The sequence below is a fragment of the Archangium lipolyticum genome (assembly GCF_024623785.1).
Lineage (GTDB): Bacteria > Myxococcota > Myxococcia > Myxococcales > Myxococcaceae > Archangium > Archangium lipolyticum.
The window spans coordinates 299,987-320,934 of the sequence record NZ_JANKBZ010000008.1; the positions used below are offsets into that span (position 1 = coordinate 299,987).

Here is a 20,948-nt window from a genome sequence, read left to right on the forward strand (position 1 = left end):
GGAACGATGGAAGGCCCCAGTGTCCGACAGTGGCGTGGTCCAGAAGGGAGGCTTGCCCGGTTCGATTCCGCTCGAGCCACGCGGCTCAGGGTCCCGTGCGCGACGGTGGAGCACCGAAATCCAGCGTGTACTCGCGCGTCACACGGGAGAGCTTGCGCTCCAGACGCTCGATGCGGCGCCGCGATGCGTCGGCGCCCTCGGCGGACGCGGCGAGCCGCGCGTGTTGCAGGGCTCGCGGGAGATCCTTGAGGTCATGCTCGTACAGCTTGGCCAGCGAGAGGTGCAGCGGCGCCGCCTTCTCCCCCCGGGCCGAGGCGAGCGCCTTGTGCAGGTTCTCCGCCGCCGTCTGGTCATCCCCCACCCGGCGAGACAGACGGGAGGCCAGCGCGAGCGCCTCGACGCCCACCGCCCCCGGGTCTCCCGCGGCGGCGGCCCGGGCGAAGGCATGGGCGCGCTCGTAGTCCCGTGCCCGCAGGGCCACCCCCGCGAAGCCGAGCAGGTCGCGCGGATCCTCTCCCTCCGCGCCGCTCGCCCGGAAGCGCCGCACCAGCACGCCCAGCAGCGCCGCCAGCAGCAGGAGGTCGTTCGCGTTGTGCTCCAGCACCGGCGTCAGGGCCGAGCCGTCCGAGCCGCGCAGGAAGCGGAAGTAGAGGTCTGGAATCAGCGCGCCGTCCACGTCATCCACCCGGTGGTAGCCGAGCACCTGCTCCTCCAGGTGCACCAGCCGCGTCCCCGAGCCGCGGTACTTGAAGACACGGCGCGCGCAGTGCAGCAGGTCCAGGTGCGGCAGCTCGGCGGGTGGAGGCACGCGGTTGAGCACGAAGCGCGTGCGCAACAGCGGCCAGTCGAAGCTCTTGCCGTTGAACGTCACCAGGCAGGAGGACTCCGCCATGCGCTCGGCCAGCACGCGCAGCATGGGCGCCTCCTCGCCCAGCCGGCGAAGGAAGAGCTGGTGCACGCGCAGCGAGCGGCCCTCGAACCACGCGAGCCCCACCAGGAACGGCACGGTGCCCGTTCCCCCCGCGAGCCCGGTCGTCTCCGTGTCCAGGAAGAGCATCCGCTGGAAGTCCACGCCCGCGAGCCCCGGCTGGAGCGCGAGGCTGGCCACCAGCGGCGCCTCCACGTCCAGGGCCTCGGCGAGCGGCGCGCTGCCGTGCTGGTGGTCCGGTGGGAGCACGCGCTCGGCGACGTGGACCACGCCGTGAGGCGTCGTGCGCGGCTCGGCGGGCAGAGGGCCCGGACGCGGACGCGGCGCGGCGGAAGGACCCCGGCGCGCGACCGCCGCATCCTGACGCTCGGCCCAGTCGCCGAGCATCCGGCGCAGCGCGACGATTCGCGGGTCCGGCTCCTTCCGGGGCGGCTCCGGAGCGGGAGGTGCCTCCACCGGAGCGGCGGGCACATCCACCGCTGGAGCAACGGACGCCTCCGGCTCCGGGGCTTCCGGAGCGGGAGACGGACTGGCTCCCGGCTTGCCACCGGGGCCGATACCACCGAGCCGTGCCAGCTTGCGCTTCAGGTCCACGGCACGCCTCGCCTACTGGAGAGCCACGACGCCGAGTGCCGAGAGGATCTCGAGACCCAGCCGCTTGCGTGGATGAGAATCGACCGGCGCGCTCCCGGGCATGGCGCCCGCGGCCGGCCCGATGCAGGCGGGGCACCCGTCCTCGCACGCGCACGACTCCAGCAGCCTGCGCGCGCGCCGCAGCAGCTCCTCGCGCTGGTCGAACAGCCGCGCGGCCAGCCCCACGCCGCCGGGCACGTTGTCATAGAGGAAGATGGTCGGATCGAAGCCCACGCCTCCGTCCTTGCGCGGTGGCCCGTCCGCGTCGTCCTTGCTCCCGAGCGTCTTGCCGAGATCCCTCGGGTCGATCATCAACCCCACGCAGGCCACGGTGCGCAGCGCGCTGGCGATTCCCCGGAGCGCGTCGATGACGGCGGGCCGGGGCGCGCCCAGCGAGCGCACCACGGTCTCCGGCACGGTGAGCCAGAGCGACGTGGTGTGCATCTGCATCTCGGGCAGGCGCACGTCGCCGTAGCCCACGTTCTCGTGCGTGTGGAACTTGATCTTCTTGTAGCCCACTACCTTCTCGATGACGCTCACCTCACCCATGCCCGCATGGAGATCCGGACCCATGGGGGCCCCCTGGTCCTCCTGGATGACGTTGACCCGCACGTACGTCATCGCGTCGGTGAAGTAGTCCGGCGCTACCTTGCGCACGTAGGCCTTGTGGTTCTCGTAGTCGAAGCGCTCGACCTGGTACTGCTCGGCCTCGTGCTGGTAGATGGCCTGCTCGTGCAGCATGGTGTGCGCCGAGCGGAAGTCCATCTCCGCGAGCGTCCTGTCCGTGCCCAGCTCGATGATGACCACGTTGTCCCAGCCCACGCTGCGCAGCGAGACGTGGTTGGCCGGATACGCGTCCGCGGACCAGTGGAACATCTTGCGGCCCTCGGGGCCCGGCGTGGGGTGCACCACCTCGTGCTGCGCGAGGAACCCGAGCGCGTCCGTGGTGGACTCGGCCGGCACGTCCCCGAAGGTGTCCCCCTCCTCGAAGGGCAGCTCGAAGGCGGCGCACTTGAGGTGCTGGACGAGGATCTCCACGTTGTCCGGATCGATGCGCGCGTGCTCCACCGGGGCGCCGGTGAGGTACTTCGGATCACCCGCGAGGTACTGATCCAGCGGCGCGCTGGAGGACACGAGGAGCGCGAGGCTGCCCGCGCCCCGGCGTCCCGCGCGGCCGAAGCGCTGCATCAGCGCCGCCACCGAGCCCGGGTAACCCGCGCACACCACCGCGTCGAGCGAGCCGATGTCGATGCCCAGCTCCAGCGCGTTGGTGGCCACCACGCAGCGCACCTCGCCCGCGCGCATGGCGGCCTCGGTGGCCCGGCGCGTGCCGGGGAGGTAGCCGCCCCGGTAGCCCTGGATGAGGTTGGGGTCCATCTTGTCCGCGATGAACTGATCGCGGAGGTACTTGAGCATCACCTCGATGTTGTTGCGCGACTGGCCGAAGAGCAGCGTGGACACCTCGGCGCGCACCAGGTCGGACACCAGCCGCACCGCGCTCTTGAGGTAGCTGGCGCGGATGCCCAGCTCCGCGTTCACCACCGGCGGGTTGTAGACCATGACCCGGCGCTCACCGGCGGGCGCGCCACTCTCGGAGACAAGCGACACCTCGCGGCCCAGCATCCGCTCGGCGTGGGCCTTGGGGTTGCCGATGGTGGCCGAGGCCAGGACGAACACTGGCGACGAACCATGGAAGGCCGCCACGCGCTGCAACCGGCGCAGCACGTTGGCCAGGTGCGAGCCGAAGACGCCCCGGTAGGTGTGCAGCTCGTCGATGACGACGTAGCGCAGGTTGGAGAAGAGCCGCGCCCAGTTGGCATGGTGCGGGAGGATGCCGGTGTGCAGCATGTCCGGGTTGGTGAGCACCACGCCACTGCGCTCGCGGGCCGCGCGCCGGGCATCCCCCGGCGTGTCTCCATCGAAGGTGATGGCGCCGTGCTCCAGACCCGCCTCGCGCATGAAGACGCGCAGCGACTCCTCCTGGTCCCTCGAGAGCGCCTTGGTGGGGAAGAGGTAGAGGGCGCGCGCCTGCGGCTCCCGCGCGAAGCGGTCCAGCAGCGGCAGGTTGTAGCAGAGGCTCTTGCCCGAGGCCGTGGGCGTGGCGATGACGAGGCTCCGTCCGGCGCGAGCCAGTTGGAAGGCCTCGGCCTGGTGGGAGAAGAGCCGGTCGATGCCACGGCGCTGGAGGGCCTCGCGCACCTGGGGCGCCACATCCTCGGGGATGGGCGCGTATGAACCGGCCCGGGCCGGTGTCACCTCGTCGAGGACGAAGTTGGGCCAGAGTTGCTTGTCCTCGCGCCACCCCTGGAGGACGGCATCGAGACCACGAGGACCCGCCCAGGGCTTGCGCCGGGCACCGGCGAAAGCCCCTTCTTCCTTCTCACGCTTCATGGAGCGGGGCACTGTACAGACGTGCACCCGGCGAGGCAACGCGCGAGCGCTCCCCTCCCCCACCGGGACTCCGGCGAGCGTCGTGACGTGGACTTCCGAGGGCAACCCCCCATTGCGGCCCCCGGAGCCCCAGCGCACGTTGTGCGCAAATGGATGCCCCCTTCCGTCACCGGACCCAGGCAGGAGAGACGTTGGCCCGATCACTGGCGCGTTTCGCCGGGCGCGAGGAGGTCATCGTGCTCGCCCTTCCCCACGGGGGCGTTCCCGTGGCCTTCGAGGTTGCCCGTGCGCTCGGGGCCCAGCTGGATCTGGCCATCGTCCAGCCGATCATCCACACGATGGAGCCACCCCGGCGGGATGTGACGCTCGGGCTGCTCGGCGATCCCTCGGCGTTGCAGCTCCACGATGCCACCCTCAACGCCTTGAACCTCTCCGATGAGGCGCTCGACCGGGCCCTCCAGCTCGCTCGCCGGAAGCTCCGCCAGCGCGTACGGGCCATGCGGCCGAACGTGCCAGTCCCCTCGCTCGAGGGCCGCACGGTGGTGGTCGTGGATGACGGCACGGCCACGGGAGTGGTGCTCCGGCGTGCGGCGGGACTCCTCCGCCGGGCCGGCGCGCGGACCCTGGTGGCCGCCGTTCCCGTGGGCGCCGAGGAGGGATTGCGCCTGCTGGCCGGTGACTTCGAGGAGGTCGTCTGCCCGTTGCGGCCCGAGCCCTTCGTCGCCGTGCCCACCTGGTACGAGCGCTACCCGGAGGTCACGGATGCGCAGGTGCGCGAGTTGCTGGCGCGGGCATGGAGCGAGAGGACGCCTCGGGAGGCCGTGTCCCAGGCTTGAGGGGCACGACTGACGCGCTCACCTCGCCGATCTCCCAGAAGGAGCGGACTTGAGGAGATCCAACGAGCGCCACAGGTACCAGCTCGCCACCGTGCGCCACGGGCGCCAACGCTCGCCGTGCGCCAGCAGCTCCTTGGGGCGCGGGAGCTCGGAGAGTCCGTACGTGAGCATGAAGCCCTTGCGGATGCCGTAGTCGTCCACCGGCAGCACGTCCGGACGGCCGAGCCGGAAGATGAGCAACATCTCCACCGTCCACTGCCCGATTCCGCGCACCTTGATGAGGTGCTCCACCAGTTCGGCGTCGCTCATGCGCTTCGCCCGGGCCAGCGTGGGAACCTCGCCATCCAGCGCCTTCGCCGCCAGGTCTCGCAATGCCGCCGTCTTGGCGCCGGAGAGTCCGGCCTCGCGCAGACCCTCCACAGGATGAGCGAGCACCGCCTCTGGCGTGAAGCGCTTCCCCGTCCCCACGCGCTCACAGACCCGGCCGAAGATGGTGGCCGCCGCCTTGCCCGTGAGCTGCTGATAGACGATGGACTCCGCCAGCGCCAGGAAGGGGCTCTGGATCGAATTCACCTTCATGCGGAAGGGCCCCACCCGCTTCATCAGGTCGCCGAGCACCGGGTCGGCCTTCGCCAATGCTCTCCGAGCAGCGGGCGTGAAGCCCTCCGGCAGGAGACTCTCGGTGGAGGGAACGGCGTCGGTGGTGGGAAGGGCACGAGCATTCGCGGCGGGCATGGACCCATCGTGCCATCCGCGCGGGCGCGGCGCAGCACCGCTCGACGTCCCCTACTTCGAGGGCAGGGGGAGGAAGGCCACGCCATCCAGACCCAGGCGCTGGCAGGCGTCAACGAAGCGCTCGGTGCAGACGATCACGCCGGAGAAGTCCTCCAACCGGAACAGGTCCCGGTCGTTGGGAAGCGTGCTGGCGTCCAGCAAGAGGTCATCAGGCAAGGAGATGCCAAAGCGGTGACAGCGCGAGCACAGGGGTTCGCGTTGGGGAGGCAAGCAATCCGGGTGAGCACGCCCCTTGGGGAGTATTTCCAATTCGACGAAATCAGGCGAGTTGCGCTGGCGGAAACGGAGCTCGGTGCGGCACGCCTTGAGACCTCGCAGCCCCTCGGCCTCGAGCTTCTCCAGCGCCTCGCGCTGTACCAACAACCACCAGGGGTCGGGGGATACGAGTTGTCCGAAGCGACCCCGGGCATTGCCCTTGAGGGGGCCCAGACCCGCCCCAGGCTCCAGCACGGCTCCCGGGGGCAAAAAGGGGCGAACCAGCTCACAGAGCCGTTCGTATTCCTCGAAGGGCTCGGCCCGCGCCTCCTCGAAGTCGGCCAGGGAGAGCACCGGGGTCAAGTCCACCGAGGGGTACGTCTTGGAGCCGCCTCCCCAAGTGAGCCCACATCCAGGGCAGTTGATGATCCCTGGAAGAAGCCATTTGTGCACGGCGTCAATGCGACCCATGTAATCCACCGACCTGTCTTGCTCGATTCTAAAATGGTGCATCCGTGTGGCTCCACGCATCACTCTTCAATCACAGTAGTAGGGCACGAACGGGCCATTCACTCCGAACCGCAGCATGAGTTCGCCCGCGAAGCGCCAGAGTTCCTCCGGGGGAGCTGAGTTTTTCTGATCCTTGAACCGCCTCCAAGCCTCATTCCACTGACCACCATCGGTCCCTCCACTGTGCAGCCAGGTGTGGAAGCTCTTGGGGAGACGAATGGTGAAGGCGTGGATGTCGATGCCTTTGCTCTTGAACCACAGAGCCAGCACTGGCTGCTGAGGGAAGATGTGGTGTTTCTCGAAGGGTTCACGTGCGATGAGGCACTGGTGGAGGAAGAGCCTGCGCCCGCTCGACTCGCGAGTCTTCCAGTTGTGCCAGGGGATCTCGAAGATGGGGGCCGCGTGGCTGCGCTCGGACAGCGGGTGGCCCCACCAGCGGCTCGCACCAGGCCCCTCCCCCAGCGGCGCGCGGAACATCGGGGCCGGAGCCGGAGCCACGGCCTGCGCCAACACCACCGAGTGGGCCTCCACCTCCACCACGTCCTGACAGCGCCAGATGGCGCAGCGCTTCTCGTCGCACAGCGGCACCACGCAGGTCGGATCCGCGCGGGCTTCCTCCCATGAGGAGGACACGACCTCTGGCGCCTCAACGTCCTCGCGCACGTCGGGTGCCGAGGTGACACAGCCGCTCAGCAGCACGCCGAGAAGCGCGAGACTCATCCAGGAGCGCGGGAAGCCCATGCGGCCTATTCTACCCGCCACCTCGATGCCTACTTCGACGGCACGGGGAGGAACATCACACCCTCCAACCCCAGGCGCCGGCAGGCGTCGACAAAACGCTCGGTGCAGACGATCACGCCGGAGAAGTCCTCCAACCGGAACAGGTCCCGGTCGTTGGGAAGCGTACGGGCGTCCAGCAAGAGGTCATCAGGCAAGGGGATGCCAAAGCGGTGACAGCGCGAGCACGGGGGGTCGCGATGGGGCGGCAGGCAATCCGGGTGGGTACGACCCAGAGGAAGGATTTCCAGCTCAAGAAACTCGGGTGAGTTACGCTGGCGGAAGCGGAGCTCAGTGCGGCAGCCCTTGAGTCCTCGCAGTCCCTGGGCCTCGAGCTTCTCCAGTGCCTCGCGCTGCACCAGCGGCCACCAAGCATCGGGAAACGCAAACGACCCGAAGCGGCCCTGGGCATTGCCTGCCAGCGGGCCCAGACCCGCTCCCGGTTGCAATATCGCGCCCGGAGGCAGCAAGGGACGAACCAGTGCACACAGCCTCTCGTATTCCTCGATAGGCTCGGCCCGAGCCTCCTCGAAATCGGCCAGAGCGAGCACCGGACTCAAATCCACCGAAGGGTACACCTTGGCTCCACCGCTCCAGGTGGCCTTGCAAGCAGGACAATTGAGGATGCCGGGAAGCCCCCATTTGTGCACGGCGTCAATGCGGCCCGTGTAGCCCGATGACCTGTCTTGCCTGATTCTGAAATGGTGCATCCGTGTGATCCTCGCCCCCCTTTTAGTCGCAGTAGTACGGAACAAGAGGCCCATCCACTCCGAATCGCATCATGAGCTCGCCCGCGAAGCGCCAGATCTTCTCTGGGGAAGCCCCTTCATCCTGCTCCTTGAACTGCCGCCAGGCCTCATTCCACTGACCACCGTCAGGCCCTCCACTGTGCAGCCAGGTGTGGAAGCTCTTGGGGAGACGAATGGTGAAGGCGTGGATGTCGATGCCTTTGCTCTTGAACCACAGAGCCAGCACTGGCTGCTGAGGGAAGATGTGGTGCTTCTCGAAGGGCTCACGTGCGATGAGGCACTGGTGGAGGAAGAGCCTGCGCGCGCTCGACTCGCGGGTCTTCCAGTTGTGCCAGGGGATCTCAAAGATGGGGGCCGCGTGACTGCGCTCGGACAGCGGGTGGCCCCACCAACGGCTCGCACCAGGCCCCTCCACCAGTGGCGCGCGGAACATCGGGGCCGGAGCCGGAGCCACGGCCTGCGCCAGGACCACGGGGTGGGCCTCCACCTCCACCACGTCCTGGCAGCGCCAGATGGCACAGCGCTCCTCGTCACACAGCGGCACTACACAGGTCGGGTCCGCTCGGGCGTCCTCCCATGAAGAGGACACGACCTCGGGCGCCTCAACGTCCTCGCGAACATCGAGTGCCGAGGTGACACAGCCGCTCAGCAGCACGCCGAGAAGCGCGAGACTCATCCAGGAGCGCGGGAAGCCCATGCGGCCCATTCTACCCGCGGCCGCATGCCTCCCACTCCGCTCTCGAATAGTCCCCGCCCGTAGGCTCAGCGGATCTTCTTCGACTGCAACCCCTTCACCGCAGGCCCGTTGAGCACCTCGCCCGTCGGGCTGTAGCGCGCCCCGTGGCAGGGGCAATCCCAGGAGCGCTCGGCCTTGTTCCAGTGCACGTGGCATCCCAGGTGCGTGCACACCGGGCTCACCGCGTGAACCGCCCCGCCCTCCTCCTTGAACACGGCCACCTTCTTGCCGTCCACCTCAAGGATGCGGCCCTCTCCGGGCGGCACCTCGGACAGGTCATGCCCCTCCGGCTTCGACAGCCGGTCCGCCACGAAGTGGAACGCCACCTCCGCGTTCTCCTGGATGAAGTCCTTCGCTCCCGCCTTCGGCTTCACCCGCGTGGCGTCGTAGAGCGCCGCGTACGGGTTCTGCCTCCCGAGGATGAGGTCCGTGAGGATCATCCCCGACAGCGTCCCGAACGTCATACCCGTCCCCGAGAAGCCCGTGGCCACCCAGACGTGACGCGAGCCGCTGTTGCGCCCGATGTACGCCAATCCGTCCGCCGGCTCGATGACCTGGCCGGACCAGCGGTACTCGATCCCCGTCACCGGGAAGCGCCGCCGCGTGTATGCCTCCAGTGCCTCGTAATGGCGTTCGGTGTCCTCCTCCGCCCCCACCTTGTGGTCCTCGCCCCCGACGATGACGTAGTCCACCCCGTCCACCTTCTGGGTGCGGATGTAGTGATACGGATCCTGGCTGTCGTAATAGAGCCCCGCCTCCAGCGGGCCCTCCAGCGGACCCGCCACCGCGTAGGTCCGGTACGGGTACAGCTTCGTGTGCAGGAAGACGCGGTTGAGCGGCGTCGTGGTCGCCTCCACCACGTCCCGGCACGTGATGACGCCATGCGGGGTGGTCACCCGGCACGGCACGCCCTCGCGCAGTTCCGTCACCTGCGTCTCCTCGAAGACGTAGCTGCCGTCCCCCTGTATCCCCTCGGCGAGCGCCAGCAGGTACTCGCGCGGGTGGAACTGCGCCTGATCCTCCACGCGCAGCGCCAGCTTCACCGGGTACGGCAACGGCACCTCGTTCGTCAGCGTGCACATCAGCCCCGCCCGCCGGGCCGCGTTCGCCTCGCGCTCCAGGTCCCGCGCCTCCCGCTCCGTCTCCGCGTAGCGGTACCCGGGCACCCGTTGGAAACCACACGAAATCCGCAGCCGCGCCACCAGCCCGGCGATCTGCTCGATGGCCGCGCGAGTGGACGCGGCGGCCATGCACGCCCCCTTCTCCCCGAAGTCCGAGGCCAGGGTGTAGTACGGCGTGTCCAACAGCTCGGTCAGATGCGCCGTGGTCTGCCCCGTCTGCCCCGTCAGCAGCCGGTGCATCTCCACCACCGCCACCCGCTTGCCCTCCTGTTTGAGCAGGTACGCCGTGGTGAGACCCGCGATCCCCCCACCCATCACCACCACGTCCACCTCGAGGTCCCCCCGCAGCGCCGGGTAGCGCCGCGCAGGGGCTGTCACCGTCCACAGCGACTTGTTCGTGCGCTCTTCCACCATGTCCTACACGCTAGGAATGCGACCGAGGGGCGGGAAGGCGAGCCACCAGGCGGCCTCGCCCGCCTGCCTGTCCTCCATTGAAGCCTTGAGGTGTGCACGAGCCAACACCCCTGCTGGGGGGGAGTTGGCCATTGCCGCCGGGTGACGCAGAACCATGGTGATCCTCGGCTTCACCGATCCGTAACTCCCGACACCGTACCCCGAGGACACCGGAGCGACGCGTCTTGCCATCCACCGCCGCCCTGCCGTCGCCGTCCGCGCCCGGCTCCGAGGCGCGACTCGCGTTCGCCGAGTTGCTGCTCGGTTGCGACGACGCACGGACCTGCGCCGAGGCCGCGGTGGCGTGGCTCGTCCACAACGCGGGTGTGCAAGAGGTGCTGTGCCTCGCACCCGATGAGTCGGACTCGCACTGTTTCGTCCCGCTCGCCTGGCATGGCCTGTCCAGCGCCGAGAGCTTCGTGCTCGCCCTGCATGACGCGAAGCACCCCCTGGTGGAGGCGCTGCAGTGGACCGAGCCCCACTGGTTCCATCCCGGACAGCTCCCCATGGAGCTGCCCATGGCCAGGACGGGCCTCTTCACCCTGTCGCTCGGCAAGGCCTCCTCGGGCACGCCCTCGCCCGGGCTGCTGCTGGTGGCATCGCCCGTGCCGGAGCTGTCCCCGGACGTCCCCTGGCTCGCCGGTCACCTGGGCATGCACCTGACGCGCCTGTACAAGGGCCGTCAGCTCACGCGGCTCGAGGCGGCCTCCACCGAGCTGGCCGCCCGGGTGAACGCCGCCACCGAGGAATTGGCCACGCAGAACGAGTTGCTGCGCCGCCAGGCCATCCAGCTCGAGCAGGCGAGCGCCGCCAAGTCGCAGTTCCTGGCCAACATGTCCCACGAGCTGCGCACGCCGCTCAACGCCATCCTCGGCTACACCAACATGCTGCTGCAGGGCGTCAACGGCGAGCTTCCCCCGCCCCAGCGCCGCAGCCTCAGCCGCATCGACTCCAACGGCCGTCACTTGTTGGAGATCATCAACGAGATCCTCGACATCACCCGCATCGAAGCGGGCCGGATGCCGCTGCACCTGTCCGAGTTCCGCCTCCCCGAGCTCATCCAGGAGGTCATGGCCGAGCTGGATCCCATCATCGTGAGATCCAAGCTGGCGGTGAGCACCTCGGTGGAGCCGAACCTGCCCCCCGTGCACAGTGATCGGCAGAAGGTGAAACAGATCGTCGTCAACCTGCTGTCCAACGCCCTGAAGTTCACCCACGAGGGGTCCATCAAGGTGTTGGCGTCGTACGAGTTCGCCACCGCCACGATCCACATCGCGGTGGAGGACACGGGCATCGGCATCGATCCCTGCAACCAGGAGAAGATTTGGGAAGACTTCCAGCAGGTGGACAGCTCACCCACCCGCGCCTATGGAGGCACGGGCCTGGGACTGTCCATCTGCCGCCGTCTGGCCACCATGCTCGACGGTCGCATCTCGCTCAAGAGCGCCCCGGCCCAAGGTTCGACGTTCACGCTGCAGCTTCCCCGACGTACGAGGCGGACATGAACAACATGGCTCGAAACGACACCTCGCCCCTCGTCCTGATCGTCGACGACTACCAGGATGCCCGGGAGATGTACGCGGAGTACCTCGAGTTCTCCGGCTTCCGCGTGGCCGAGGCCCGCGACGGCCAGGAGGCGGTGGAGAAGGCGGTCGCGCTGCACCCCTCCGTCATCCTCATGGACCTGTCCCTGCCGGTGATGGATGGCTGGGAGGCCACCCGGCGGCTCAAGAACGATGTACGCACGCGCTGCATCCCCGTGGTGGCCCTCACCGGCCACGCGCTGGACGCGAACTCGCGCGAGGCGCGGGAAGTCGGCTGCGATGCCTACGTCACCAAGCCCTGCCTGCCGGACGCGCTGGTCCGCGAGGTCGAGCGGGTGCTGGCGGCCGTATCCCCGGCCGCGTAGCACCGCCCGCCCGCCTGCCCGGCAAGCGGGTCTCGTTTTTCGCCCTTGAGCCTCACGTGACGTGAGGGTGTACCCATCCTCGCAGCCACACACCGGTGTGGTCGAAAGGAGCGTGCCTCATGCGGCCCGAGACCCTGAAGGTGGGCGAGCTTGCCCGGAGGACCGGGCTGTCCATCCGCACCCTGCACCACTACGACGAGCTGGGCCTGCTCACTCCGTCGCTTCGCACGGAGTCCGGCTACCGGCTCTACACCCCGGAGGATGTCGCCCGGTTGCAGCGCATCCTCTCGCTCCGCCAGCTCGGCTTCTCGCTGGAGGAGATCAAACGCTGCATCGACGAGCCCGGCTTCTCACCTGTCCGGGTGCTCGAGCTGCACCTCGCGCGCGCTCGCGAGCAGCTCGCCCTCCAACAGGAGCTGTGCCGGCGTCTGGAGTCGCTCGCCACGCAGCTCCGCTCGGCGGAGACGCCCTCCGTCGAGCAACTCGTTCAAACCATCGAGGTCATGACCATGTTCGAGAAGTACTACACCCCCGAGCAGTTGAAGGAACTCGAGGCGCGCCGGCAGGCACTCGGCGAGGACGCCATCCGCCAGGTCGAGCAGGAGTGGCCACAGCTCATCGCCCAGGTGCGCGCCGAGATGGAGAAGGGCACCGACCCGGCCAGCGAGCCCGTGCAGCGGCTGGCCCGGCGCTGGGGCGAGCTCGTCCGCGCCTTCACCGGCGGCAACCCCGGCATCGAGAAGTCGCTGGGCACCATGTACCAGCAGGAGCCCTCGGCCGGCGCCAGGTTCGGGCTGGACCCTCAGCTCTTCGCCTACGTGAACCGCGCCATGGCCGCGGCGAAGAAGCCCGAGTAGTGACAGGGCCCCTCAGCGCCTCGCGGCGACCTTCTCCGCTTCGAGGACGATGGAGTCGGCCCAGGGTGGGAGCTTCGCCCAACCGGCGGTGTACTCGGTGCGTGCGTAGAACCCACCGCCCGCGCCTCGTGCCACGATGAGCTGGCCGAGGCGCTTGTCCCCACGCCGGTATTCCACGCGGAATACCTCGTGGGGTGCCCCCCCGGGCGGCTCCTCGCCACGGCCGAGGAAGTCCGCCTGGGCCGGTGCGAGCAACCAGACGCGCTCGTGCCACTTGCGGGCCGCCTCGTCAGGCGCGTCTGGCGCCTCCTGGGGCACGAGCTCCGCCGGACGCCGCGCCCGCTCGCGGACGAGGAAGGTGCGCGAGGTGTCCCCCAGCGTGACGGTGAGCGCGTCGTACTCGCCGGCTCCGAAGGCATGCAGTGTCCGGTCCACCAGGCGGTTGGCGGCGTTCTCCAGGTCCGGCAACAGCGAGGGGCCGAGGAGGAAGACGCGCCCATCCGCCTCGCGCCGCAGGTACGGGCTGCCCCAGCCGATCGAGGCTCCCGCCAGGGTGAAGACGTGCTCACCACTGCTCAGCTTCACCACCAGCTTCCGGGGGCTGTCCTTCAGCCCCACCTCGGCCAGGGTCTCCGCGTCCAGCACGCCCAGGCCCCGCGTGGCCCGCAGCGGCGCGAAGCGGGTGAAGAGCTGCCAGGCGATCTCGTTCGCCCGCAGCTCACGGGGAGCCGAGCCGGGGCCCGGCTTCGTTCCCAACCGCAGCCACAGCGCACCGTCCCCGGTGCCTTCGCGGAACAGCTCCACCCAGCCGGACGCGTCCTCGTAGCGCACGCGCTCCAACGCCTGCTTCGGCGCGTCCAGCACCACCTCTTCCCCGGGGAGGCCCGTCGGCTCCCGCTGCCAGACGAAGAAGGCCGCGACCAGCCCCGCCGCGGCCAGGACGCCCTGGAGCACCACGCCCCGAGCCCTCATGACGCGCCTCCACCCGGAGCCCGGGGCGCACGCCGCCGGCCCCGGCGCCGTGTCACGAGGAAGCCCGCCCCCAGCACCATCGCCGGAGCCAGGAAGACGGCCGAGTAGAACCAGACGACGTCCTTCTGGCGGGTGTGCTGCAGGGGCACGTCCTCCTCGTTGGACACTTCTCCCGCCAGCGCCTCCTCGCCGAGCAGCCAGAGCACCGTGTCCATCAGCAGGTAGGGATTGCCGTAGCCCCGCGGGCCTCCGTCGGTCATCACGTCCGAGTCGCCCATGGCCACCACGCGCGCGGGCGAGGCGCCCGAGACGCCCGCCTTCTCCACCGCCACCACCAGGGGCCAGGCCCGCCTGGACTCTCCCTCATTCGGGATGAAGTCGTGGTTGGCGTCCTGGAACGTCTCCGCGGACGCCCGCACCGAGACGGCGTGCTTCACGCCCTTGGGCAGGGGCTCCACCGACTCCAACGCCGCCGCGCCAGGGAAGACGATCGACGCCTCACTGCCCAGCGAGGCCAGTGTCCCGACGGAGGCGTGCGAGGAGACGCTCGCCGTCACCAGGTTGCCCCGGTCGTTCTGCTGGTGGCTGATGCGCAGGTAGCGCTGGTCGTTCGCCAGCGGTGTACGCAGCAGCTTCAGCCCCAGGGGCTCCAGCAGCGGCTCGAAGCCCGGCCCATCCGGCTCCAGCGCGAGCCACAGCCGCCCACCGTGCTCCACGTACCGCCGCAGCGCGGCGAGCTCCTCCGGGGTGAAGTCGCGCTCGGGCCCCATCACCGCCACCACCGCCGCGTCGCGAGGCACCTCCGTCTCCAGCCCCTCGGCCACGCCCAGCGTGCGCACCTCCACGTTCAGCACACGCAGCCACTCCTCGAGCTGTGACAGACCGGGCCGTGCCTTCTCCAGCGCCGTGGCGGACTGGGGCATCAGTCCCCGCTCGCCATGGCCCACGGTGAGGTACAGCACCCGGCGAGGACGGGCCACCACCCGCAGCCGCCGGTACACGTCCTCGTCCAGCCGCTGCAACTGCCCTCGGGCGCGCTCCAGCTCCAGCGGCACCTTCAGCCGCTCGTGGCGCTGGCCCCGGCTGAACACCACGGAGCCGTTCTCCCCCACCCCCATCGCCTTCGCCCGCGCCGGCTCCACCGCCTGATCCAGCACCTCCACCTTCAACAGACCGGACTCCCGCGACAGCTCCCGGAAGTACTGCTCCAGCGCCTGCCGTACGTCATTCGCGGGCGGGAAGAAGAGCGTCACCTCCACCGGCGCGTTGAGGCCTCGCGCCAGCTTCCGCGTGGCCTCGCCCGGCCGCGCGGTGCGGAAGTACGCCAGGTCCCACGAGACGTCCGCCTGCGTGGCCACGTACATGGTCGAGAAGGCGAAGACGAGCGCGAAGGCCAGCCCCAGCCCCGAGTGCAGCGCGGCGCGCACCCGGCCCATCTCCAGCACCGGCCCTCGCGCCATGGCCGCCACCGCCAGTTCCACCAGCACCAGCGGCAGCAGCGTGGCGGCCAGCAGCGCGGGGAAGAGCGCCGCCAGCACCACCGCCAGCCTGGGCGCCTGCTTCTTCAACGACACGCCCCACGGCGCCACGTCCGAGGAGAGCACGTAGAGCGCCAGGCCCAGCCCTCCCAACAGGAAGAGGCCCAACAACCACCGCTCCAGCCGCCGCCCATCACCCGAGGCCCGCACCGTTCTCGACACGCGCCACGCCACCGCGAGCAATACCAGCGCCAGGCCGAGCCCGCTCAGCACGAGCCGCTCCGTACCGGCGCCCGCCACGCGCTCGCCGAGGAACACGGACACCAGCCCCACCACGTACAACACGGACACCCAGGGCGAGGGCCGGAGGCTCATCGCCACCTCCGCGCCTCGAGCACCCGCGTGGCGGCGAACAGGGCCACATAGGTGACGAGCAGGTAGTAGACGACGTCGCGCACGTGCACCACGCCCGCCTGGAAGGGTTGGAAGTGCTGGTTCCACAGCGCCAGCGCGCCGAAGACGTCCGAGAGCGGCTGCTCGGTGATGCGGGCCAGCAGCCAGCACGTCAGCAACGCCACCAGCATGCACCCGGAGAGGACGGCGGCCAGCACCTGGTTGCGCGCCAGCGCCGAGCCGAACGTGCCAATCGCCAGCGACGCGCTGCCCAGCAGCAGCAGCCCCAGGTACCCGGCGGCGATGTGCCCCACCGACAGCTTGCCGTGCACCATCACCAGCAGCGGCATGAACACCGTGGCCAGCGTCATCAGCGACAGGAAGGCCAGCGCCGAGAGGAACTTGCCCAGGACGATCTCATGGTCCTTCACCGGCGAGGAGTACAGCAGGGGCAACGTGCCCGCCTGGCGCTCCTCGGCCAGCAGCCGCATGGAGATGAAGACCGAGGCCACCAGCGTGGTGCCGCTGGAGAAGAAGAAGAAGAGCGAGAGCACTTCCGAGGAGCGCTTGCTCACCCCGCCCAGCGCGTAGGCGTTGAAGAGCAGGCCGTCCACCGCCAGCACCACGGCGATGATGATGTACCCCTGGAAGGTGCGCAGGTAGGCCGCGAGCTCCCGGCGCGCGATGAGCAGCGTGCGCATCATGACGTGGCCTCCTCCTGGCCCCGGGTGAGGCGCAGGAAGAGGGACTCGAGCTTCTCCGCACCCCGGTCCAGCCGGAGCAGCTCCAGGCCCGCGCCCACCACCGCCTGGGCCACCCTCGGCCGCAGCTCCGCCGGAGCGTCCACCCGCAGCGTCATCACCCCCTCGGCCTCGGCCACCACGTGCACCGGCCCCACGGCCGCGAGCGCCACCAGCACCCGCTCCCGCTCGCCCCTCACCTCCACCTCGATGAAGCCCCCGCCGCCCAGCCGCTGGCCCAGCTCTTCCTCGGTGCCCTGCGCGACGAGCTCCCCGTCCTTGATGACGAGGAGCCGGTCACACGTCTGGCTGATCTCCGACAGCAGGTGGCTGGAGACGAGCACCGTGTGCGCGCCCCGCAGCCCGCGGATGAGCGCGCGCATCTCCACCATCTGCCGTGGATCCAAGCCGCTGCCCGGCTCGTCGAGGATGAGCAGCGCCGGCCGGTGCACGAGCGCCTGCGCCACCCCCACGCGCTGCCGGTAACCGTGGCTCAGCGACGAGATGGGCGCGTCGTCCACGTCGCGCAGTCCCGTCTTCTCCTCGGCCTCGGAGACCCGGGCGGACACCTCGCGCGAGGGCACGCCGCGCAGCCGCGCCACGAAGGCGAGGAACTCCCCCACCATCATCTCGTCGTAGAGCGGCGGCGTGTCCGGCAGGAAGCCGATGCGCTGGCGCACCTCGTGCGGATGGCTCACGACGTCGTAGCCGTCGACGACGGCCCGCCCCGACGTGGGCAGCAGCACGCACCCGAGGATCTTCAGGGTGGTCGTCTTGCCCGCCCCGTTGAGCCCCAGGAAGCCGATGACCTCGCCCCGCTCGATGCGGAAGGCGAGCTCCCGGATGGCCGCGTGGCTGCCGTAGTACTTGGTCAGCCCCTCGACGTGGATCATCGGGGCGTTCTTTCGTGAGCCCCGGGCGAAGTCAAGGCGGGCCGTCCCTCACCCGTGGCGGAAGCGAGGCCCCTCGGTCGTCTTCCCGAGCGTGAAGCGCAGGGCCTGCTCCAGCGTGGGGTGGACGAAGGTGAAGCCCTGGCGCTCGGCGGCCTCCGGGCGGAGGTGGGCGCCGAGGAGGAGCGTCTCCTGGCCCATCTCTCCGAAGAGGGTCCGCACCGCGCTGGCGGGCAGTGGAAACAGTGCCGGCCGGGAGAGCACCTGGCCCAGGGTCCGGGCGAACTCCTCCTGCCGCACGGCGTTCGGCGCCACCGCGTTGACGGGCCCGCGCAGCCCCTCGGTGAACAGAGCGAAGTGGATGAGGCCGATGACGTCCTCGATGGAGACCCAGCTCATCCACTGCTGGCCATCTCCGATGCGGCCGCCTCCACCCGCCAGGAAGGCGGGGAGCATCTTCGCCAGCGCGCCCCCCCGGGAGCTCAGCACCACGCCCAGGCGCAGGTGCACCACGCGGATGCCGGCCTGCTCCGCCGGAGCGGTGGCCGCCTCCCACTCGCGGGTGACATCGGCCAGGAAGCCCTCTCCGGACGTGCTGGACTCGGTGAGCACCTCGTCGCCCCGGTTGCCGTAGAACCCCATGGCCGACGCGCTCACCAGGACCCTCGGCGGGCGCGCCAGACGCGCGAGCGACTCGCACAGCACCCGGGTGCCCTCGACACGGCTGCGGCGGATGAGGGCCTTTCGCTCCTCCGTCCAGCGCCCCTCGGCGATGGGTGCCCCGGCCAGGTGCACCACCGCGTCCACGCCCTCCAGCGCGGCCACGTCCATCTCCCCCTGGCCCGGCGCCCAGGCGATGTCCCCGGCCTCGGGCTGGCCGCGCACCAACCTCCGTACCCGGTGGCCTCCCGTGGTGAGGAAGGGAGCCAGCGCGCTCCCCACCAGCCCCGAGGCGCCGCTCACCGCCACCGTCAGCGGCTTGAGCCTGGCGAAGGCCGCGTGCCGCCGCAGATCCTCGCGCGTCACCGCGTGGCGGTAGGCGAACATCCGCTCCAGCCGGTGCCGCGCGTAGCCGCCCCCCATCACGCGCCCGAGCGCCCCCACCGGCAGCGCGTACTCCACCTCGTCCTCCAGCACCGTGCCGCCCGAGGGCTCGTCCCACATACGGTGGGTGTGGATCCACCGGGAGAAGGGCCCCGACTCCTGCACGTCCTGGAAGAGCGAGCCGGGCACATACCGGGTATGCCGGGCCACCCACCGCAGGGGCACGGGCCCCACGTTCATGCGCAGCACCACCCGGGTGCCCTCGCGGATGCCGTCGCCCTGCTTCTCCTCCACCTCGACCGGCTCCCAGGGAGGCGTCAGGCGCTGGAAGGCCCCCTCGCGGGCATGCCAGGCGAACACATCCTCGGCATCCACGGGCATCTGGCTGCGAGCCTCGAACACCTGCGACTTGCTCATCGTCCCCTCCGGAGGCCAGATTGCGCTCTACAGGTATGCTTACCTCGGACCTCCTCGCACGGGCAGTGGAAATGCTGAAACGCGGTGGCGTCATCGCGCTGCCGACGGAAACCGTCTATGGCCTGGCGGCCAATTGTGAGGACGAGCTGGCCGTACGCCGCGTCTTCGCCATCAAGGGGCGCCCCGCCACCCACCCCCTCATCGTCCACGTGGCCCGCGCCGAAGAGCTCCCCTCCTGGGCCCGCCACATCCCCGAGGACGCCTGGAACCTCGCGAGGGCCTTCTGGCCGGGGCCGCTCACCCTCGTGCTGCCGCGCACCGCGCGCGCCACGGACGCCGTCACCGGAGGCCAGGACACGGTGGCGGTCCGCGTGCCCAACCACCCGCTCGCCCTGGCCGTGCTGGACGCCCTGGGAGGCGGCGTGGCCGCGCCGAGCGCCAACCGCTTCGGCAAGGTGAGCCCCACCACGGCGGAGCACGTGCGGGCGGACCTGGCGGACGAGGTGGACCTCATCCTCGACGGCGGCCCATGCACCGTGGGCCTGGAGTCCACCATCGTCGACCTGAGCGGCAGGGAGCCGGCGGTGCTGCGCCCCGGAGGCCTGCCGGTGGAGGAAATCGAGCGCGTCCTGGGGCGCAGGGTGCCGGTGAGGACCTCGGCCACGGTGCGGGTCTCGGGAAGCCTCGCCTCGCACTACGCGCCCCGGGCGGGGGTGGTGCTCGCCGAGCCCCGGGACGTGGTCTCCCGCGTGGAGGCCCTCCGCGCCCAGGAGCAGAGCGTGGGCGTCCTGGGGCCTCCGAGCCTCATCCTCCCCCCGGGAGTCCCCCGCTACGACGTGCCGGAGGACCCGGCCGGCGCCGCGCGCGTCCTTTATATGCGGCTGCGCGAGGCGGACCAGCGGGGGCACGACGTGCTGGTGGCCTGTCTCCCACGGGCCGAGGGCCTGGGCATCGCCGTGAGGGATCGCCTGGCCCGCGCCGCCGCCCCCCGGCCCGCTGGGGGCTGACCGCCATACAAGCCACGCAGTGGGCGCTCCTCCGAGCCGCAGGGTACGGCACCGGCACCGTGCGGCTGCACGCATTCACCTGCTGGTATGATGCGCCACTCCCGTACCACGAAAGGGGGGTCGCCTTGAGGTCCGGTCCATTTCTCCTGCCGCTCTGGGTGGTATGTGTTTTGTCAGCCGGGATTTCCTGCTCGAAGTCCAGCACCGATCCGGCCTCTGTTCAGTCATCGGATGGCGGGACGGTCGCTTCCGCTGATGGCGGGACAGTCACTTCCGCATGCGAGAGGTGGAGGTCCGGGAGAAAGGAAGCCCCGGCGAATACTCCGTACACCGTGTTGGAGGCACACTGCACGGAGCTCGAAGGCCGGGCCTGGGTGGTGGAGCTCCGCCAACAGACCGCCACGCCCCTCTTCAGCGCTGTCTTCCAGGCGGAGCCCGCCTCCGCCACGCGTGAATACCTGTTCTCGACCGGCTTCGTGAAAGAGCCGCTCGCACGTCCGTTCCAGTCAGTGTCGGCCATCGACATGGATGGAGATCAGCACCCGGAGTTGTTCATCCGAGCGGGTCAACAGTTGGCAAGCGGAGAGAGACAGTCCGCCGGAACCCTCCTGCGGGCCGAGCACGATGCGATCCGCGAGTACCTCCCCGCCCACGATTATACGATCGATGACGTGCAGGACTTCGATGCGGATGGGCGACCGGACCTGCTGCTCGGTTTCGTCCTACGCGGAGACCCGGCCATCAAGCGATGCGCGCCGAGGCAACAATCCTGGGGGACCCTGGTCTTCCTCGGGCACACCCTGCCGGACGGAGGGCTCTCGCTCACGGATGAGGTGGCCGTGCGCTACGCGCGCCAGCAGTGTCCAACCCGACCCGAGCCGCCCTACTACCGTAAGGGACAGTCACTCGCCGACGTCACGCATGCCTATTACTGCGCGCGCCTGTGGCAGATCGACTCCGACACGCTGAAGAAGAGCTTCCAGGATGCTTGCCGGTCACAGACTCGGCAGATGGCGCGATGCGAAGGAGCTTGCGGCGCGCTCCAGGGCCACATCCCACATCTCGCGGAGTTCCAACCGCCGCTGTCCCTGTAGCCCTGAATCGAGGCGGTAGCAGC

At 69.8% G+C, this 20,948-nt stretch carries 19 protein-coding genes; 6 read left to right on the forward strand and 13 right to left on the reverse strand.

Annotated elements, in window-relative coordinates:
- Window positions 1-85: 85 nt before the first annotated feature.
- Both NR810_RS19850 and NR810_RS19855 read right to left on the reverse strand, forming a co-directional pair.
- Complete coding sequence (locus tag NR810_RS19850) at window positions 86-1,522, reverse strand: ribonuclease H-like domain-containing protein (RefSeq protein WP_257454564.1); 1,437 nt, start codon at window positions 1,520-1,522, stop codon at window positions 86-88.
- Window positions 1,523-1,534: 12 nt separating this feature from the next.
- On the reverse strand, window positions 1,535-3,952 hold the full coding sequence (locus NR810_RS19855; protein WP_257454566.1) for a DEAD/DEAH box helicase: 2,418 nt from the start codon (window positions 3,950-3,952) through the stop codon (window positions 1,535-1,537).
- A 191-nt stretch (window positions 3,953-4,143) separates the two neighbouring features.
- Between NR810_RS19855 and NR810_RS19860 the strand changes: the two genes are divergently transcribed.
- Complete coding sequence (locus tag NR810_RS19860) at window positions 4,144-4,788, forward strand: phosphoribosyltransferase (protein ID WP_326522511.1); 645 nt, start codon at window positions 4,144-4,146, stop codon at window positions 4,786-4,788.
- 18 nt (window positions 4,789-4,806) lie between these two features.
- Here the strand turns inward: NR810_RS19860 and NR810_RS19865 are convergent, their stop codons facing one another.
- From NR810_RS19865 to NR810_RS19890, 6 genes are all read right to left on the reverse strand, one after another.
- The gene (locus NR810_RS19865) at window positions 4,807-5,523 is read right to left on the reverse strand and encodes a DNA-3-methyladenine glycosylase family protein (RefSeq protein WP_257454570.1); all 717 of its coding nucleotides are present in this window, start codon (window positions 5,521-5,523) and stop codon (window positions 4,807-4,809) included.
- A 51-nt stretch (window positions 5,524-5,574) separates the two neighbouring features.
- A complete protein-coding gene (gene sitI6 / locus NR810_RS19870) occupies window positions 5,575-6,309 on the reverse strand; it encodes a SitI6 family double-CXXCG motif immunity protein (RefSeq protein ID WP_306818327.1) in 735 nt (244 codons plus the stop codon).
- Window positions 6,310-6,315: 6 nt separating this feature from the next.
- Window positions 6,316-7,029 (reverse strand): SitA6 family polymorphic toxin lipoprotein, encoded by a 714-nt coding sequence (gene sitA6 / locus NR810_RS19875; RefSeq protein ID WP_456062030.1) that lies wholly within the window; start codon window positions 7,027-7,029, stop codon window positions 6,316-6,318.
- Window positions 7,030-7,058: 29 nt separating this feature from the next.
- Window positions 7,059-7,775, reverse strand: a complete 717-nt coding sequence (gene sitI6, locus NR810_RS19880; RefSeq protein WP_257454576.1) for a SitI6 family double-CXXCG motif immunity protein — start codon at window positions 7,773-7,775, stop codon at window positions 7,059-7,061.
- A gap of 22 nt (window positions 7,776-7,797) precedes the next feature.
- On the reverse strand, window positions 7,798-8,511 hold the full coding sequence (sitA6, locus tag NR810_RS19885; RefSeq protein WP_456062031.1) for a SitA6 family polymorphic toxin lipoprotein: 714 nt from the start codon (window positions 8,509-8,511) through the stop codon (window positions 7,798-7,800).
- Window positions 8,512-8,576: 65 nt separating this feature from the next.
- Entirely contained in the window at window positions 8,577-10,085 is a 1,509-nt protein-coding gene (locus tag NR810_RS19890) for an FAD-dependent oxidoreductase (RefSeq protein ID WP_257454582.1), read from the reverse strand.
- 224 nt (window positions 10,086-10,309) lie between these two features.
- Between NR810_RS19890 and NR810_RS19895 the strand changes: the two genes are divergently transcribed.
- The 3 genes from NR810_RS19895 (at window position 10,310) to NR810_RS19905 (ending at window position 12,890) form a co-directional block, all read left to right on the forward strand.
- A complete protein-coding gene (locus tag NR810_RS19895; RefSeq protein WP_257454585.1) occupies window positions 10,310-11,629 on the forward strand; it encodes a sensor histidine kinase in 1,320 nt (439 codons plus the stop codon).
- Window positions 11,626-12,033, forward strand: coding sequence for a response regulator (locus tag NR810_RS19900; RefSeq protein WP_257454587.1), 408 nt, complete (start codon window positions 11,626-11,628; stop codon window positions 12,031-12,033). The genes NR810_RS19895 and NR810_RS19900 overlap by 4 nt, the downstream gene beginning before the upstream one ends.
- A 119-nt stretch (window positions 12,034-12,152) precedes the next feature.
- Window positions 12,153-12,890 carry a MerR family transcriptional regulator gene (locus NR810_RS19905; protein ID WP_257454590.1) on the forward strand — a complete coding sequence of 246 codons (738 nt, stop codon included), beginning with the start codon at window positions 12,153-12,155 and terminating at the stop codon, window positions 12,888-12,890.
- Window positions 12,891-12,902: 12 nt separating this feature from the next.
- Here NR810_RS19905 and NR810_RS19910 read toward each other — a convergent pair whose 3' ends face one another.
- Genes NR810_RS19910 through NR810_RS19930 form a run of 5 tightly spaced genes read right to left on the reverse strand, consistent with a single transcriptional unit; the run spans window position 12,903 to window position 18,824 of the window.
- The gene (locus tag NR810_RS19910; RefSeq protein WP_257454592.1) at window positions 12,903-13,862 is read right to left on the reverse strand and encodes a hypothetical protein; all 960 of its coding nucleotides are present in this window, start codon (window positions 13,860-13,862) and stop codon (window positions 12,903-12,905) included.
- Entirely contained in the window at window positions 13,859-15,715 is a 1,857-nt protein-coding gene (locus NR810_RS19915) for a GldG family protein (RefSeq protein WP_257454594.1), read from the reverse strand. Before NR810_RS19915 ends, NR810_RS19910 begins: the two co-directional genes overlap by 4 nt.
- Window positions 15,712-16,437, reverse strand: a complete 726-nt coding sequence (locus tag NR810_RS19920) for an ABC transporter permease (protein WP_257454597.1) — start codon at window positions 16,435-16,437, stop codon at window positions 15,712-15,714. The genes NR810_RS19915 and NR810_RS19920 overlap by 4 nt, the downstream gene beginning before the upstream one ends.
- Window positions 16,434-17,366, reverse strand: a complete 933-nt coding sequence (locus tag NR810_RS19925) for an ABC transporter ATP-binding protein (RefSeq protein ID WP_257454599.1) — start codon at window positions 17,364-17,366, stop codon at window positions 16,434-16,436. The genes NR810_RS19920 and NR810_RS19925 overlap by 4 nt, the downstream gene beginning before the upstream one ends.
- A 48-nt stretch (window positions 17,367-17,414) precedes the next feature.
- The gene (locus NR810_RS19930) at window positions 17,415-18,824 is read right to left on the reverse strand and encodes a TIGR01777 family oxidoreductase (RefSeq protein ID WP_257454601.1); all 1,410 of its coding nucleotides are present in this window, start codon (window positions 18,822-18,824) and stop codon (window positions 17,415-17,417) included.
- 71 nt (window positions 18,825-18,895) lie between these two features.
- Between NR810_RS19930 and NR810_RS19935 the strand changes: the two genes are divergently transcribed.
- Complete coding sequence (locus tag NR810_RS19935; protein WP_257454604.1) at window positions 18,896-19,831, forward strand: L-threonylcarbamoyladenylate synthase; 936 nt, start codon at window positions 18,896-18,898, stop codon at window positions 19,829-19,831.
- A gap of 332 nt (window positions 19,832-20,163) precedes the next feature.
- A complete protein-coding gene (locus tag NR810_RS19940) occupies window positions 20,164-20,925 on the forward strand; it encodes a VCBS repeat-containing protein (protein WP_257454606.1) in 762 nt (253 codons plus the stop codon).
- Window positions 20,926-20,948 lie beyond the last annotated feature (23 nt).